Here is a 16,057-nt window from a genome sequence, read left to right as displayed (position 1 = left end):
AAAACGGCGGGGTTGATGGGCTCCACAAATTGGGGACATCAAAGAAAAGCAGTGGCAATAGTTATGACTGACGCCTTGAAGAAAAGTTCTGCTTACCTGCAAAAAATTTTCGTTTAAGGGTAAATTTCAGCGCTAACCAAGGCCAGGCCAGACAATGACGATGAGTGTCCCCGCTAATGTCAGCAGAACGTTGGCTATCGCGTAGGTCCCGGCATAGCCTAACGCAGGGATGTTGCTGCGTGCGGTGTCGCTGATGATTTCCATTGCCGGAGCACAGGTACGTGCGCCCATCATGGCGCCAAACAGCAGGGCGCGGTTCATGCGCAATACGTAAGCACCAAACAAGAAACAGATAACAACCGGAACCAGGCTGACTACCAGACCGGCAATCAACATTTGACCACCGACGGCCCCCAGGCCATTACCAATGCCACTGCCTGCGCTTAAACCGACGCCAGCCATGAATACCATCAGACCAAACTCTTTCACCATGTTCAGTGCACCCTGTGGGATGTAGCCAAACGTTGGATGGTTGGCTCGCAGGAAGCCCAGCATGATACCGGCGAACAGCAGTCCAGCCGCATTCCCGATGCCGAAGCTGAAATTACTGAACTGGAAGGTGATCATCCCGATCATCAGACCGATGATAAAGAAGGCGCAGAAGGCCAGCAGATCGGTCACCTGACTGTGAATCGAAATGAAGCCGATACGATCGGCAATAGTTTTCACGCGACGAGCATCACCGCTGACCTGCAAAACGTCACCTTTATTGAGCACGACGTTGTCATCAATAGGCATTTCAATCTGGCTGCGGATCACGCGGTTCAGGAAACAACCGTGGTCGGTCAGTTTCAACTGGGCCAGGCGACGACCAACGGCATTGTGGTTTTTCACTACAATTTCTTCAGTGACGATGCGCATATCGAGCAGATCGCGATCGAACACCTCTTTACCGTTACGGAAGCTGGGATCGAGGCGGGCATGGGCGTCCGGATAACCCACCAGAGCTATCTCATCGCCCATTTGCAGCACCGCGTCACCATCCGGGTTGGCAAGAATGCCGTTGCGACGGATACGTTCAATGTAACAACCGGTCTGACGATAAATACCCAGTTCGCGCAGATTTTTACCATCGGCCCATGCCACTAGCTCCGGGCCAACGCGATAGGCGCGAATCACCGGGAGGTAAACTTTACGATTGGCATCAGTATCCAGGCCCCGTTCACGCGCGATTTGTTGGGCGCTGGTTTGCAGGTCCTGATGCTGAAGTTTCGGCAAATAGCGCGCACCAACAATCAGACTGACCAGACCAATCAAATAGGTGAGGGCGTAACCCAAGCTCAGGTTATCGAGAGCGCTTGAAAGTTGTGTTCCTGACATTCCTGAATGGCGCAAGGTGTCACCTGCGCCGACCAGCACCGGCGTTGAGGTCATCGAGCCAGCCAGCATACCCGCCGTCAGGCCGATGTCCCAGCCAAATAGCTTACCCAGCCCCAGGGCGATCAGCATTGCGCTACCGACCATCACCAGGGCAAGCATTAGATAATTTTTCCCATCGCGAAAAAAAATCGAAAAAAAGTTGGGGCCGGCTTCGACGCCGACGCAAAAAATAAACAGCATAAAGCCGAGATTTAATGCATCGGTGTTAATACTAAAGTGCTGCTGACCTAATAATAGGGAGACCACTAAAACGCCAATGGAATTACCGAGTTGGACTGAACCCAGACGCAATTTGCCCAGACACAGGCCCAGAGCCAGGACCACAAATAATAACAGGATGTAATTCCCATTTAACAAATCTGCGACGTTTATATTCACGGAGACTAACTTCTTGTTTACTAGTAAGCTATTGAAAGAAATGGCAATTTACGCTAATGTTTTTGCCAGAAATTAAGGGGCGATAGCATCGTACACAGCCCCGAATAATGCAGCATAACAATATATGCGGCTAGTTTAATCTCATTACGTATCAACGGCTATAAGAATCGTGTGGGTGTGTTTTTGGCATGGAATGCCGAGTTACTTTATCTGACTGGACGCCTGCGGGCGAAAAGAGTGTTCGATAGAGAATGTGTCAGGAGGAACGATTGAAACATAAGCAAAGTTGGGCGAGTGCGGTCTGCTGCTTTGTGCTCTTTATTGTGGTGTGTCTTTCATTAACGCTGAACGTGAAAGGGGCATTCAGAGCGGCAGGGCATCCTGAGGTCGGATTGTTGTTTTTTATCTTACCAGGTGCTGCAGCAAGCTTTTTTTCCCATCGTCGGGAAGTACTCAAACCCCTTCTTGGTGCAATGTTGGCGGCGCCGTGCTGCCTGTTACTGATGCGGTTCGTTTTTATGCCGACGCGTTCATTGTGGCAAGAGCTGGCGTGGTTGTTTAGTGCGGTGTTTTGGTGCGCGCTTGGCGCATTATGTTTTTTATTTATCAGTAGCTTATTCAATCAGCATCAACGGCGGAAAAAGAACTGATGACGCCCTCAAGCTGAGGGCGTAGAAACAGCTATCAGGCGAACAGATTCATATTCTCTTTTGCCCAGGCTTCAAAATCCGTGCAGCCGCCGATGTGTTTTTGATCGACGAAAATCTGCGGAACGGTTTCAACTGGCTTACCTACTGTTTTTTCCAGATCTGCTTTGGTAATTCCTTCAGCATGGATATCAATGTAGCGGAAGTTAAAATCGTCATGCTCACTGCTTAATTTTTCTGCTAATTCTTTTGCGCGCACGCAATACGGGCACCCTGGGCGACCAAAAATAACGGCAAACATCTCTTTCTCCTCGAACTTATCAGGCCGGATGGCAATACTTGTTATGATGCCGCGATTTGTGATGGATGGAAAGCAGGTTCGGCCTGTTGCTTTGATATCCTCAAGCTATATCTGTTAAACACGGCAAGCCGGAACGTTTTATAATGAAAGCCATTTCGCCGGGAGGCCGCGTATGCGCACAATTGGTGTATTACCCAAAAGCGTATTGATGCTGGAAATAGTTGGGATGGTTTTGTTATCGCTGGCGCTGCTATCGCTTAACGATTACCTCACCTTGCCCGCACCGCTTAACAGCCCGTTAGCCTGCGTGGTGATGATATTTCTGGGCGTACTGCTGATGCTCCCTGCTGCGGTGGCGTTGATGTGGCGTATTGCTCAACTGCTGGCACCGCAACTTATGTCACGCGCACCCGGTGATTCAACTGATTTAGACAGAGACAAAAGAGATGACACCAACCATTGATTTACTCCGCAGCCACCGTTCCATTCGCCATTTTACCGATGATGCTATTTCGGATGCACAGCGTGAGGCGATTATTGCCGCAGCTCAGGGAACGTCAAGCTCCAGTTTTCTACAGTGCACGACGATCGTTCGTATAACGGATAAATCTCTGCGTGAATCGCTGGCTACCTTATCTGGCGGCCAAAAGCATGTGGCGCAGGCAGCTGAGTTCTGGGTGTTTTGCGCTGATTTTAATCGTCATTTGCAGATTTGCCCTGATGCGCAACTTGGGCTGGCGGAGCAGCTGCTGCTGGGCGTGGTTGATACTGCAATGATGGCGCAAAATGCGTTGACGGCGGCAGAGTCGCTGGGACTTGGCGGCGTATTCATTGGCGGTCTGCGTAACAATATTGAGCCGGTCACCGAACTGCTGAAGCTGCCGCAGCACGTTCTGCCGCTGTTTGGTTTGTGCCTTGGCTGGCCTGCGGATAACCCGGATATCAAGCCGCGCCTGCCTGCGTCACTTGTTGTGCACGAAAACCAGTATCAGCCGCTCGATACAGACGTTTTGTCGCAGTATGACGAACAGCTTGCGCAGTACTATCTGACCCGCGGCAGCAATACGCGTCGTGACACCTGGAGCGATCACATTCGCCGCACCATCATTAAAGAAAGTCGCCCCTTTATCCTGGAATATTTGCATAAACAGGGATGGGCCACGCGCTAAAGATTTTAACCCAGTGTATGATACGCCAGCTTTTACCAGGTCATTCAGAGAGGTGCAGGGTGAAAATTGCCATTTTGTCCCGGGACGGAACGCTCTATTCTTGTAAACGCCTGCGTGAAGCGGCGATGCAGCGCGGTCACCTGGTTGAAGTTATCGATCCCCTTTCTTGCTATATGAACATCAGTCCGGCGGCATCTTCTATTCATTACAAGGGCCGTCAGCTTCCCCATTTCGACGCGGTGATCCCGCGGATTGGTTCCGCGATTACCTTTTATGGGACGGCGGCGCTGCGCCAGTTTGAGATGCTGGGTAGCTATCCGTTGAATGAATCGGTAGCGATTACACGGGCGCGCGATAAGCTGCGTTCGCTACAGCTGCTGGCGCGTCAGGGAATTGATTTACCCATCACCGGGATAGCCCACTCTCCCGACGATACCAGCGACATGATTGACATGGTTGGCGGTGCGCCGTTGGTGGTGAAACTGGTTGAAGGCACCCAGGGTATTGGCGTGGTGTTGGCGGAAACGCGGCAGGCTGCAGAAAGCGTGGTAGATGCCTTTCGTGGGCTGAATGCCCATATCCTGGTTCAGGAATATATCAAAGAAGCGAAGGGGCGCGATATCCGCTGTTTCGTGGTGGGCGACGAAGTAGTGGCCGCCATTGAACGACGGGCTAAAGAGGGCGATTTTCGTTCTAATCTCCATCGCGGTGGTGTGGCGACTATTGCGAGTATCACGCCGCGCGAAAGAGAAATTGCGCTCAAAGCCGCCCGGACTATGGGCCTGGACGTTGCAGGCGTTGATATTCTGCGCGCTGATCGAGGGCCACTGGTCATGGAGGTCAACGCGTCTCCGGGGCTAGAAGGCGTGGAGAAAACTACCGGGATAGACATAGCTGGCAAGATGATCCAGTGGATCGAACGTCACGCTACACCTGAATTTTGCCTTAAAATCGGCGGCTAAGCGCAATATCGATTGCGATCGTGGTATGACACGCTCTTTTTGCGTAAGCTGTGCCGGTATTTTTTTCATCAATAGAGGTCGCACATTATTATGACATCACTGGTCGTTCCCACTCTGGATACGTTGCGTCAATGGCTCGACGACCTGGGCATGAGTTTTTTTGAATGCGATACCTGTCAGGCGCTGCATTTGCCGCACATGCAGAATTTTGACGGCATCTTTGATGCAAAAGTTGATTTGGTCGATAACGTCATTCTGTTTTCCGCGATGGCAGAAGTCAGACCTTCTGCACTGCTGCCGCTGGCCGCCGATCTGTCCGCGATCAATGCCAGCTCACTGACGGTGAAAGCTTTTCTGGATATGCAGGATGATAATCTGCCAAAACTGGTGGTTTGCCAGTCTTTATCCGTTATGCCGGGCGTGACGTTTGAGCAGTTTGAATGTTTTGTTCGCCAGAGCGAAGAGCAGATATCGATGGTGATCCTTGAAGCCGGTGCGCATCAGCTGTTATTTAATGCTGAAGAAGATGCGCAGAATAGCACCGCTGAAATTCATTTCCTCCATTAATTCTTCCTGAATCTGGACATATATTGCGCAGCCGCTGCCAGAGCGGTTGCGTATTGCCCGTTTTTATTCTGTATTTAACCTTTCATTAAAGAATTATTCACCTCTATTCAGCGCCTTCCGCTTTACGTCATAGACAATTCCTGCATAAAAAATTGATAAAAGACGTTTTTTAATCTGGGCTATATCCACAATTCCTGGCTAAAGTTATTCTTGCGAAGCTTACCAACGTCATCATTTAAACAGCCCCTTGTGACCTGTTCTACGGCCACAATGTATGTTGAATGCCTGGACGGATGCCAGCGAGCAATAGCGGCGTGAGGAGAGGTCTCTCTTTACATCGGTGCCGCATGAAAGAATATGCACGTTTCTTGCATATCATTAGAGTGTGACATTTTTGTTCGTTTGTTAACGAACTTTCAGAAGGAAAGAGATTATGACCGCCTTAAATAAAAAATGGTTATCAGGCCTGGTTGCGGGTGCTCTGATGGCCGTCTCTGCCGGCACGCTCGCTGCTGAACAAAAAACGCTGCATATATATAACTGGTCTGATTATATTGCCCCGGACACGGTGGCTAATTTTGAAAAAGAGACCGGAATTAAAGTCATCTATGACGTATTTGATTCCAATGAAGTGCTGGAAGGTAAGCTCATGGCTGGCAGTACCGGCTTTGACCTTGTCGTTCCATCCGCCAGCTTCCTTGAGCGTCAACTGACCGCGGGCGTATTCCAACCGCTGGATAAGAGCAAATTGCCGGGCTGGAAAAACCTTGATCCTGAACTGCTGAAGCTGGTGGGCAAACACGATCCGGACAACAAGTTTGCGATGCCGTATATGTGGGCTACGACCGGTATTGGTTACAACGTGGATAAAGTTAAAGCTGTGCTGGGGCCGGATGCGCCGGTTGACAGCTGGGATTTGATCCTCAAGCCAGAAAATCTGGAAAAACTCAAAAGCTGCGGCGTCTCTTTCCTTGATGCCCCCGAAGAGGTGTTCGCGACGGTGCTGAACTATTTGGGTAAAGATCCAAACAGTACCAAAGCGGATGATTACACCGGGCCGGCAACGGATCTGTTGTTGAAACTGCGACCGAATATTCGCTATTTCCACTCTTCGCAGTACATCAACGACCTGGCAAACGGTGATACCTGCGTCGCAATCGGCTGGGCTGGGGACGTATGGCAGGCCGCAAACCGTGCGAAAGAAGCGAAAAATGGCGTCAATATCTCCTTCTCAATTCCTAAAGAAGGTGCAATGGCGTTCTTTGACGTATTCGCGATGCCTGCCGATGCGAAAAACAAAGACGAAGCCTATCAGTTCCTCAACTACCTGCTGCGCCCTGATGTGATTGCGCATATCTCCGACCACGTGTTTTATGCCAATGCCAACAAAGAAGCGACGGCTCTGGTCAGCCCTGAAGTTCGTGACAACCCGGGTATTTACCCGCCTGCGGATGTGCGAGCTAAGTTGTTCACACTGAAAGTACAGGATCCGAAGATCGATCGTGTACGTACCCGCGCATGGACGAAGGTAAAAAGCGGGAAATAAACCGATGTTTGGGACATGACCCGGCAGGGTTTGTGCCTGCCGGGCAGCGTTGAGCCCGGACACATATAACCCGGCAATACGCACCGTTATGGTGCGTTATTTGCACAGTTTCTTTGTTTTATGCCGGAGAGCACCTGAGTGAATGATGCAACCCCACGCCCACAAGCGAAAATCCGCAAGGCGCTGACCCCGCTGCTTGAAATTCGCAATCTGACCAAGTCATTTGACGGTCAGCACGCCGTTGATGACGTCAATCTTACTATCTACAAAGGTGAAATATTTGCTCTGCTCGGCGCGTCCGGCTGTGGCAAATCGACACTGCTGCGGATGCTGGCGGGATTTGAACTGCCGACTACCGGGCAAATCATGCTTGATGGCGTCGATTTAGCGCATGTCCCGCCTTATCTGCGTCCAATTAATATGATGTTTCAGTCCTACGCCTTGTTTCCGCATATGACTGTCGAGCAGAACATTGCCTTTGGTCTCAAGCAGGACAAACTGCCGAAGGCTGAAATCGCCAGTCGGGTGAATGAGATGCTGGGACTCGTGCATATGCAGGAGTTCGCTAAACGCAAACCACATCAGCTTTCTGGCGGCCAGCGTCAGCGCGTGGCATTGGCGCGCAGCCTGGCAAAACGTCCAAAACTGCTGCTGCTGGATGAACCAATGGGGGCGCTGGATAAAAAACTCCGAGACCGCATGCAACTGGAGGTAGTGGATATCCTGGAACGCGTCGGTGTGACCTGCGTGATGGTGACGCACGATCAGGAAGAAGCCATGACGATGGCGGGTCGTATTGCGATCATGAATCGTGGAAAATTTGTCCAGATTGGTGAGCCAGAAGAGATCTACGAGCATCCGACCACGCGTTACAGCGCAGAGTTTATCGGTTCGGTAAACGTTTTTGAGGGACTGCTGAAAGAACGTCGGGAAGATGGTCTGGTGATTGAGTCTCCAGGACTGGTGCATCCGCTGAAAGTGGACGCCGATGCTTCTGTTGTCGATAACGTCCCGGTGTATGTTGCGCTGCGTCCGGAAAAAATCATGCTCTGCGAAGCGCCTCCGCCAGAGGGTTATAACTTCGCGGTAGGCGAAGTGGTGCACATTGCCTATCTGGGTGATTTGTCGGTGTATCACGTACGTTTGAAAAGCGGTCAGATGTTGAGCGCCCAGCTACAAAATGAGCATCGTTATCGTAAAGGGTTACCAACCTGGGGTGACGAAGTCCGTTTATGTTGGGATGCGGACAGCTGTGTGGTGTTGACGGTTTAAGGAGCGAAGATGAGTACACTTGAACCTGCGGCACGCGTGGATAACGCGGGGCGATTCAGGCTGTTTATGTCGCGGCTACAAATGAAGCACGGGCGCAAGCTGGTGATCGCACTGCCGTATGTGTGGCTGCTGCTCCTGTTTCTGCTGCCTTTTCTGATCGTCTTCAAAATCAGTTTGGCTGAAATGGCGCGCGCTATTCCACCCTATACCGACCTCGTTTCATGGGCTGACGATCAGTTATCCATCACGCTCAACTTAGGCAACTTCCTGCAACTGACGGACGATCCGCTCTATTTCGATGCCTACCTGCAATCGTTACAGGTGGCGGGAATTTCGACAATCTGTTGTCTGCTGCTGGGATACCCGCTGGCATGGGCTGTCGCGCACAGTAAACCCTCAACGCGTAATATTCTGCTGTTGCTGGTGATCCTACCGTCCTGGACCTCGTTTTTAATTCGCGTGTATGCCTGGATGGGGATCCTGAAAAACAACGGCGTCCTGAACAACTTTCTAATGTGGCTGGGCGTCATCGACCAACCGTTGACTATTTTGCACACCAATCTGGCGGTCTATATCGGCATTGTTTACGCCTATTTGCCCTTTATGGTGCTGCCGATTTATACCGCGCTGACCCGTATTGATTACTCGCTGGTGGAAGCGGCGCTGGATTTAGGTGCCCGACCGCTGAAGACTTTCTTTAGCGTGATTGTGCCGTTGACCAAGGGCGGGATTATTGCCGGGTCAATGCTGGTGTTTATTCCGGCTGTTGGCGAGTTTGTGATCCCTGAGCTGCTGGGTGGCCCGGACAGCATCATGATTGGCCGTGTGCTTTGGCAGGAGTTTTTCAATAACCGCGACTGGCCGGTGGCTTCTGCGGTCGCCATTATTATGCTGCTGTTACTGATTGTGCCGATCATGTGGTTCCACAAATATCAGCAAAAAAGCGTGGGGGAACACGGATGAATAACTTACCGGTCGTTCGCTCGCCGTGGCGTATTTTTATCCTGGTAGTTGGCTTTACCTTCCTGTACGCGCCGATGCTGATGTTGGTTATCTATTCGTTTAACAGCTCGAAGCTGGTGACGGTTTGGGCAGGGTGGTCAACGCGTTGGTATGGCGAGCTTTTTCACGATACCGCGATGATAAGTGCCGTAGGCATGAGCCTAACGATTGCCGCGGGCGCTGCGACGATGGCGGCAATCCTTGGCACCATCGCTGCCGTGGTAATGGTGCGCTTTGGTCGTTTTCGTGGTTCGAATGGTTTCGCCTTTATGATCACCGCGCCGCTGGTTATGCCAGATGTCATTACCGGTTTGTCGCTGCTGCTGCTGTTTGTAGCGTTGGCTCACGCCATCGGCTGGCCGGCTGATCGCGGAATGCTGACCATCTGGCTGGCGCACGTCACCTTCTGTACAGCGTACGTAGCGGTGGTGATTTCTTCACGTTTGCGCGAACTGGATCATTCCATTGAGGAAGCAGCGATGGATCTTGGCGCCACGCCGCTGAAGGTCTTTTTCGTCATCACGCTGCCGATGATTATGCCGGCGGTGATTTCCGGTTGGCTATTAGCCTTCACGCTGTCACTCGATGATCTGGTTATTGCCAGCTTTGTCTCTGGTCCTGGTGCCACAACGTTACCGATGCTGGTGTTCTCCAGCGTACGTATGGGGGTGAACCCGGAGATCAACGCGCTGGCGACGCTGATTCTTGGTGTGGTAGGAATTATCGGATTTATCGCGTGGTATCTGATGGCGCGAACAGAAAAACAACGGATCCGCGATATCCAACGTGCAAGACGCGGCTGAAAAAACTAAAATCTGCCAACCTGTCTATACGGCGCAGCTGTGGTGGTTGCGCCGTTTTCATGGAAGACGACGCGTTGGGATTTTTTAAGAAATCATCCACATCACATGCTCGCTTAAACGTCCCTGCTTTGGTGCAGGTGGCGGCGCTGGCTATTATTATGATCCGCTGTCTCGATCTGTTGATGATTTTTAATACGCTTGGGTTTCGTGGAACCAGTGAGTTTATTCATCGCAGTGTGCAGACCTGGAATTTGACGCTGGTGTTTCTGGGCAGTCTGGTGCTGCTATTTATCGAAATTTACTGTGCATTTTCGCTGGTAAAAGGACGGAACTGGGCACGCTGGATCTATCTGTTGACCCAGATTATCGCCAGCGTCTATCTGTGGGCAGCTTCGCTGGGCTACGGATATCCCGAACTGTTCAGTATTGCGGGGGAGTCCAGACGCGAAATCCTGCATACGCTGGTGATGCAAAAACTGCCGGATATGCTGGTATTGCTGCTACTGTTTGTTCCTGCGTCCAGCAGGCGGTTCTTCCGTTTGCAATAACGTGTATAATCTTGGCCCCCGGTTAATTTGTAGGTCTTTGTATGCAGTGCGCACTTTATGACGCCGAACGCTGTCGCTCCTGTCAGTGGATAACACAGCCTGTCGCCGATCAACTCTTCGCTAAAACAGCCGATCTACAGAATCTGCTGGCCGATTATCCGGTCGGAGAATGGTGCGCGCCGGTCAGTGGTCCGGAAAGCGCGTTTCGCAATAAAGCCAAAATGGTGGTCAGCGGCAGCGTGGAAAAACCGTTACTGGGGATGTTGCATCGTGACGGTACGCCGGAAGATTTGTGCGACTGTCCGCTCTACCCTGAGTCTTTTGCGTCCGTATTTTCCGCGCTTAAGCCGTTTATCGCCCGAGCAGGGTTAACGCCCTATAACGTTGCGCGTAAACGCGGGGAACTGAAATATTTGCTGTTAACGGAAAGCCGGTTCGATGGTGGCATGATGCTGCGTTTTGTCCTGCGTTCTGAAGCAAAACTGGCACAGTTGCGCGCGGCGCTGCCCTGGCTGCAGGCACAGTTCCCACAGTTAAAAGTGATCACTGCCAATATTCAGCCGGTGCATATGGCGATTATGGAAGGGGAGACAGAGATCTTCCTGACGGAACAACAGGCGCTGGCGGAACGCTTTAACGATGTACCGTTGTGGATCCGTCCACAGAGCTTTTTCCAGACTAACCCGGTGGTGGCGGGGCAGTTGTATGCCACGGCGCGCGACTGGGTGCGACAGCTTCCGGTTAATCACATGTGGGATCTGTTTTGCGGCGTTGGGGGTTTTGGTCTGCACTGCGCTACACCGCAAATGAAACTGACGGGGATTGAAATCGCGCCAGAGGCGATTACCTGCGCGAAGCAGTCGGCGCAGGAACTTGGGTTGCAGAATCTGCATTTTCAGGCGTTGGATTCAACTCAGTTTGCTACCGCTCAGGACGAAGTTCCGGATCTGGTGCTGGTGAATCCGCCGCGTCGCGGGATTGGGAAACCGCTGTGCGATTTTCTTTCCCGCATGGCACCGCGTTTTATTGTTTATTCCAGCTGTAATGCGCAAACCATGGCGAAGGATATTCGTGAGTTGCCTGGGTATCGCATTGAACGCGTTCAGCTTTTCGATATGTTCCCGCACACCTCGCATTATGAAGTGTTAACGCTGCTCAGCCGACAATAACTGCTATGCCTGATGGCGCTTCGCTAATCAGGCCTACAGGTTGTTCGTCATTCGTAGGCCGGATAAGGTGCTTGCACCGCATCCGGCAAATGCAATATGCGAAAAAAAAGCCCGTACTTGCGTACGAGCTCTTCTTAAGATATGGCGGTGAGGCGGGGATTCGAACCCCGGATACGTTGCCGTATACACACTTTCCAGGCGTGCTCCTTCAGCCACTCGGACACCTCACCATATTGTATTGCTGCCTGACCGCTTGGGGGGCAACGGGGCGCTACTATAGGGAGTTGCGCTAAAACGGTCAAGCAGAATTTACGTGTTAACTCTCGTTTGGTTACGCAATATACATATTCCTCCGCCCAGGCAGGCGCGGAGGATAGGATTAGCGCTGAGAGTCCAGTTTTTCGCCGTTGGTCACGACTTCCTGGGCTTTACTGTAGCTCTCGATCAGCAACTGATAAGCCGGGAAGACTTTGGTATACACTTCCGCCCATTCGGCGGCGTCTTCACGGTTCCATGTGCCCTGAATTTCAGACGCGACGGCGGCGGTATCCATCGGGACGACGCCAGCCTGAACAACGCGAGCCAGGGTGATTTCCTGCGCCATTTTGCTGTAAGTACCGGAAGCGTCGATCACTACGAAGACCTTATAGCCTTCCGCAACCGCGCTGATAGCCGGGAAAGCCATGCACACGCTGGTAATCGTACCGGCGATAATCAGCGTCTTGCGACCTGTTGCTTTTACCGCTTTCACGAAGTCTTCGTTATCCCAGGCGTTGATTTCGCCTTTACGCGCCACGTATTGGGCATGTGGCGCATTAGCGTGGATCTCCGGGATCAGCGGGCCGTTAGGTCCCTGCGGTACGGATGCCGTGGTAATCACAGGTATCTTCGCCAGGGTCGCCATTTTAGCCAGCGCGGCTGCACGCGCACGTAGTTCTGGCATTGGCATGTCGCCGACGGTCTGGAACAACCCGCTCTGATGATCGATAAGCAGCATGACGGAATCATTTACATCGATGACCGGACGTGAACCATTAAAGTTTGCAGGACTGGACATATTCTTCTCCTTCGATTCAGATTTGGCCAAAGCGGCCGGAGTTAAAATCGCGTACGGCTTCAGCGATTTCTTGTTTCGTGTTCATTACAAACGGACCGTAACCTACAATCGGCTCGTTCAACGGTTCTCCAGAAAGCAGTAGCACGCTGGCGTCGCTGGAGGCTTCAATATGCAGCGTTTTCCCTTGCTGGCTCAGCACCACCAGTTGCGCTTCGCTGGCAGACGTAGTGCCGTTTACAGTGATATTCCCTTTCAATACCACCAGCGCAGTGCTCCATCCTTCCGGCTGGGACAACGTGAGCTGATGATTACGTTGTAAACGCATATCCCAAACGTTCAGCGGCGAGAAGGTATGTGCCGGGCCTTTTGTATCCTGATAGCTGCCCGCAATCACCCGAACGCTTCCTGCTTCATCAGGCAGGGCGACAGAGGGGATCGCATCGCTGCTGATGCCCTGATAGCCGGGCACGGTCATTTTGTCTTTTGCCGGCAGATTGACCCACAGCTGTACCATTTCCAGTTCGCCGCCCTGACGGGTAAATTCTGGTGAATGGAACTCTTCGTGTAATATTCCTGCACCCGCGGTCATCCACTGCACGTCGCCGGGGCCGATAATGCCGCCGCGACCGGTTGAATCACGGTGTTCAACTTCGCCGCTGTAAACGATGGTCACCGTCTCAAAACCACGGTGAGGGTGCTCGCCTACGCCGCGTTTTTCGTTACCCGGCGTAAACGTATGTGGACCGGCGTAATCCAGCAGCAGGAACGGACTTAGTTGCTCAGCATGAGACTGGTAAGAAAACATCGAGCGAACCGGAAATCCATCGCCAACCCAGTGCGGGCGAGGTGCGGTGTAGACGCCTGTTACGTGTTTCATTTGTGTCTCCTCAGTGGCGTTATCTTGATGTGAATAAGCTTATATTCATGACAGCGAGCTGAGTAGTAGCTAAAATAGCTCTCACTGTCTCATAAATAGGACAATTAGATGACGAAGCCAGATCTCAATGATTTTGCATGGTTTGTGCATGTTGTAGAGGAAGGAGGATTCGCGGCGGCGGGTCGGGCGCTTGATGAACCGAAATCAAAACTAAGCCGACGGATAGCGCAACTGGAAGAGAGGCTGGGAGTTCGACTGATTCAGCGAACCACCCGCCAGTTTAACGTGACGGAAGTGGGGCAAACCTTTTACGAACACTGTAAGGCGATGCTGGTTGAAGCGCAGGCGGCGCAGGATGCCATTGCCGCGTTACAGGTTGAACCGCGTGGCGTGGTGAAGTTGACGTGCCCGGTCACGTTGCTGCATGTGCATATCGGGCCAATGCTTGCTCGTTTTATGGCGCGTTATCCTGACGTATCAGTGCAACTGGAGGCGACAAATCGCCGTGTTGACGTCGTTGGAGAAGGTCTGGACGTGGCGATTCGTGTCAGGCCCAGACCATTTGAGGATAGCGACCTGGTGATGCGTGTGCTGGCGGACAGGGGGCATCGTTTGTATGCCAGCCCGCAGTTAATCGAGCAAATGGGGGCGTTACACTCTCCGGCAGAGCTGACACGCTGGCCTGGTTTGAGTCTCGCCTCGGGCAAACATGTACATCGTTGGGAGTTATTTGGCCCGCAGGGCGCGCGGGCAGAGGTGCATTTCACGCCGCGAATGATTACCACCGATATGCTGGCGCTACGTGAAGCCGCAGTTGCCGGTGTGGGGGTAGTGCAACTTCCGCAACTGATGGTAAAAGATCAATTAGCCGCGGGTGAACTGGTGGCGTTGCTCGACGGTTGGGAACCGAAGCGAGAAATTATTCACGCAGTCTTTCCATCACGCAGGGGATTATTGCCGTCAGTGCGCGCTTTAGTAGATTTCTTAACGGAAGAATATGCGCGGATGATTGAGGATTAAATACATATCCTCAGCCCACAAAAAAGGCCGGTTAAACCGACCTTTTATTATCTGGACGCCATTCGGGCGTTAAAAACAATCAGCGACTACGGAAGACAATGCGGCCTTTGCTCAGGTCGTACGGGGTCAGCTCAACAGTCACTTTGTCGCCCGTCAGGATGCGGATATAGTTTTTGCGCATTTTACCGGAGATGTGTGCAGTAACCACGTGACCGTTTTCTAACTCTACGCGGAACATGGTATTAGGTAACGTATCGAGAACGGTACCCTGCATTTCAATATTGTCTTCTTTGGCCATCTAATCCTCTGGGGTATCACTACCGTAATTTGAACCGGCAAGATAATGCCGAAGTTCTTTTAATAAGTAAAGATTTGTGCGTTTAAAACACAGCAAATCGGGTTTGGCGCATTACTCTAACCACACACGGCAAAGCCGCACTTAAAGCGCAACGTGTAAGGGAACGAGGAGATAAACGATAGGCGTTGCCTGACGCGAACTGTTCCTTAACGGCGGCGGGGTAATGGGCTAAACCAACTCTGCGCGACAATTATAACACCCCGACAAAAAATGTGCCGAAAACATTCACCCCTGAGGCGAAAATAACGTCCTGGGAACCCAGAAATGGCTCGGTAGCCGCTGCTGGCGCAGTCTGCTCAGGTGTTCAAGGTACTCCCGACGAGGGGTTTCGACGGCGCCCAGCGAAGCTGTGTGGCTATTTAATACCTGGCAGTCGATTAATTTTCCGCCCTGACGGATAAATTCAGCGCAAAAAACAAGCAGTGCGGTTTTGGACGCATTTTCCTGACGGCTGAACATTGATTCGCCACAAAATAGTGTACCTTGCGCCACGCCATACATACCGCCCACTAATTCATTTTGTCGCCACACTTCAATGGAGTGCGCATGGCCCAGTTCGTGCAGGCGATGGTAGGCGTCCACTACATCATGCGTTATCCAGGTGCCTTCTTCCCGGTCGTTCGCGCAGCCTTCAATCACCTGACCGAACGCGTAATTGAGCGTCACGCGATAAGGCGAGTTTTTATGAAAGCGTTTCATGCTGCGGCTGAGATGAAATTTCTCGGGCCAAAGAATGGCGCGTGGATCGGGCGACCACCAAAGGATGGGGTCGCCAGGCGAAAACCACGGGAAAATTCCGCGCTGATAGGCCATTAACAGTCGGGCTGGGCTGAGATCGCCGCCAAGCGCCAACAAACCGTTAGGCTCGCGTAAAGCGCCTTCCGGTGAAGGAAAGGCTATAGAATGGCGGGACAATTGCACCAGGCGCATGACTGCGAAAC

At 52.0% G+C, this 16,057-nt stretch carries 18 protein-coding genes and 1 tRNA gene; 12 read left to right on the top strand and 7 right to left on the bottom strand.

What is annotated here, in order from left to right; genetic code table 11:
• Positions 1-132 precede the first annotated feature (132 nt).
• Complete coding sequence (locus tag OGV74_RS17930) at positions 133-1,818, bottom strand: aspartate:alanine antiporter (protein ID WP_003035354.1); 1,686 nt, start codon at positions 1,816-1,818, stop codon at positions 133-135.
• A gap of 269 nt (positions 1,819-2,087) precedes the next feature.
• On the opposite strand from OGV74_RS17930, the gene OGV74_RS17925 reads away from it, so the two are divergent.
• Positions 2,088-2,468: an inner membrane protein YbjM gene (locus OGV74_RS17925; protein ID WP_003035356.1), complete on the top strand. Its 381-nt coding sequence runs from the start codon at positions 2,088-2,090 to the stop codon at positions 2,466-2,468.
• A 34-nt stretch (positions 2,469-2,502) separates the two neighbouring features.
• Here OGV74_RS17925 and OGV74_RS17920 read toward each other — a convergent pair whose 3' ends face one another.
• Entirely contained in the window at positions 2,503-2,766 is a 264-nt protein-coding gene (locus tag OGV74_RS17920) for a GrxA family glutaredoxin (protein WP_003035358.1), read from the bottom strand.
• Between the two features lie 172 nt (positions 2,767-2,938).
• Between OGV74_RS17920 and OGV74_RS17915 the strand changes: the two genes are divergently transcribed.
• From OGV74_RS17915 to rlmC, 10 genes are all read left to right on the top strand, one after another.
• Positions 2,939-3,229, top strand: a complete 291-nt coding sequence (locus OGV74_RS17915; RefSeq protein WP_003035362.1) for a YbjC family protein — start codon at positions 2,939-2,941, stop codon at positions 3,227-3,229.
• A complete protein-coding gene (gene nfsA / locus OGV74_RS17910; protein ID WP_003836934.1) occupies positions 3,213-3,935 on the top strand; it encodes a nitroreductase NfsA in 723 nt (240 codons plus the stop codon). Before OGV74_RS17915 ends, nfsA begins: the two co-directional genes overlap by 17 nt.
• Before the next feature lie 59 nt (positions 3,936-3,994).
• Complete coding sequence (gene rimK, locus OGV74_RS17905; protein ID WP_003836932.1) at positions 3,995-4,897, top strand: 30S ribosomal protein S6--L-glutamate ligase; 903 nt, start codon at positions 3,995-3,997, stop codon at positions 4,895-4,897.
• A gap of 90 nt (positions 4,898-4,987) precedes the next feature.
• Positions 4,988-5,464: a type III secretion system chaperone family protein gene (locus OGV74_RS17900; RefSeq protein ID WP_003035368.1), complete on the top strand. Its 477-nt coding sequence runs from the start codon at positions 4,988-4,990 to the stop codon at positions 5,462-5,464.
• A gap of 433 nt (positions 5,465-5,897) precedes the next feature.
• A complete protein-coding gene (potF, locus tag OGV74_RS17895) occupies positions 5,898-7,010 on the top strand; it encodes a spermidine/putrescine ABC transporter substrate-binding protein PotF (RefSeq protein ID WP_003035370.1) in 1,113 nt (370 codons plus the stop codon).
• A 138-nt stretch (positions 7,011-7,148) separates the two neighbouring features.
• Positions 7,149-8,282 (top strand): putrescine ABC transporter ATP-binding subunit PotG, encoded by a 1,134-nt coding sequence (potG, locus tag OGV74_RS17890; protein WP_003035373.1) that lies wholly within the window; start codon positions 7,149-7,151, stop codon positions 8,280-8,282.
• A 9-nt stretch (positions 8,283-8,291) separates the two neighbouring features.
• Positions 8,292-9,245 carry a putrescine ABC transporter permease PotH gene (gene potH / locus OGV74_RS17885; RefSeq protein ID WP_003035374.1) on the top strand — a complete coding sequence of 318 codons (954 nt, stop codon included), beginning with the start codon at positions 8,292-8,294 and terminating at the stop codon, positions 9,243-9,245.
• Complete coding sequence (gene potI / locus OGV74_RS17880) at positions 9,242-10,087, top strand: putrescine ABC transporter permease PotI (protein ID WP_003035376.1); 846 nt, start codon at positions 9,242-9,244, stop codon at positions 10,085-10,087. Before potH ends, potI begins: the two co-directional genes overlap by 4 nt.
• Positions 10,088-10,146: 59 nt before the next feature.
• A complete protein-coding gene (locus OGV74_RS17875) occupies positions 10,147-10,635 on the top strand; it encodes a YbjO family protein (RefSeq protein WP_003035378.1) in 489 nt (162 codons plus the stop codon).
• Between the two features lie 41 nt (positions 10,636-10,676).
• Positions 10,677-11,804 carry a 23S rRNA (uracil(747)-C(5))-methyltransferase RlmC gene (gene rlmC / locus OGV74_RS17870; protein WP_061547815.1) on the top strand — a complete coding sequence of 376 codons (1,128 nt, stop codon included), beginning with the start codon at positions 10,677-10,679 and terminating at the stop codon, positions 11,802-11,804.
• Between the two features lie 142 nt (positions 11,805-11,946).
• Here the strand turns inward: rlmC and OGV74_RS17865 are convergent.
• The 3 genes from OGV74_RS17865 to OGV74_RS17855 all read right to left on the bottom strand — a co-directional run bounded on the left by OGV74_RS17865 (position 11,947) and on the right by OGV74_RS17855 (position 13,738).
• Positions 11,947-12,034, bottom strand: a tRNA-Ser gene (locus tag OGV74_RS17865).
• 149 nt (positions 12,035-12,183) lie between these two features.
• Positions 12,184-12,861 carry a hydrolase gene (locus OGV74_RS17860; protein WP_046669941.1) on the bottom strand — a complete coding sequence of 226 codons (678 nt, stop codon included), beginning with the start codon at positions 12,859-12,861 and terminating at the stop codon, positions 12,184-12,186.
• A gap of 16 nt (positions 12,862-12,877) precedes the next feature.
• Entirely contained in the window at positions 12,878-13,738 is an 861-nt protein-coding gene (locus tag OGV74_RS17855) for a pirin family protein (protein WP_086503903.1), read from the bottom strand.
• Between the two features lie 108 nt (positions 13,739-13,846).
• Here OGV74_RS17855 and OGV74_RS17850 point away from each other — a divergent pair, with 108 nt between their 5' ends.
• Positions 13,847-14,758 carry a LysR family transcriptional regulator gene (locus OGV74_RS17850; RefSeq protein ID WP_003847025.1) on the top strand — a complete coding sequence of 304 codons (912 nt, stop codon included), beginning with the start codon at positions 13,847-13,849 and terminating at the stop codon, positions 14,756-14,758.
• Positions 14,759-14,837: 79 nt separating this feature from the next.
• Here OGV74_RS17850 and infA read toward each other — a convergent pair whose 3' ends face one another.
• Together infA and aat are read right to left on the bottom strand one after the other, a co-directional pair.
• The gene (gene infA, locus OGV74_RS17845; RefSeq protein ID WP_002211347.1) at positions 14,838-15,056 is read right to left on the bottom strand and encodes a translation initiation factor IF-1; all 219 of its coding nucleotides are present in this window, start codon (positions 15,054-15,056) and stop codon (positions 14,838-14,840) included.
• A gap of 285 nt (positions 15,057-15,341) precedes the next feature.
• A complete protein-coding gene (gene aat, locus OGV74_RS17835) occupies positions 15,342-16,046 on the bottom strand; it encodes a leucyl/phenylalanyl-tRNA--protein transferase (protein WP_032948928.1) in 705 nt (234 codons plus the stop codon).
• Between the last annotated feature and the right edge of the window lie 11 nt (positions 16,047-16,057).

The sequence above is a fragment of the Citrobacter sp. Cf116 genome (assembly GCF_030336505.1).
GTDB classification, from domain to species: domain Bacteria; phylum Pseudomonadota; class Gammaproteobacteria; order Enterobacterales; family Enterobacteriaceae; genus Citrobacter; species Citrobacter freundii.
This window is presented reverse-complemented; position numbering and strand designations above follow the sequence as displayed.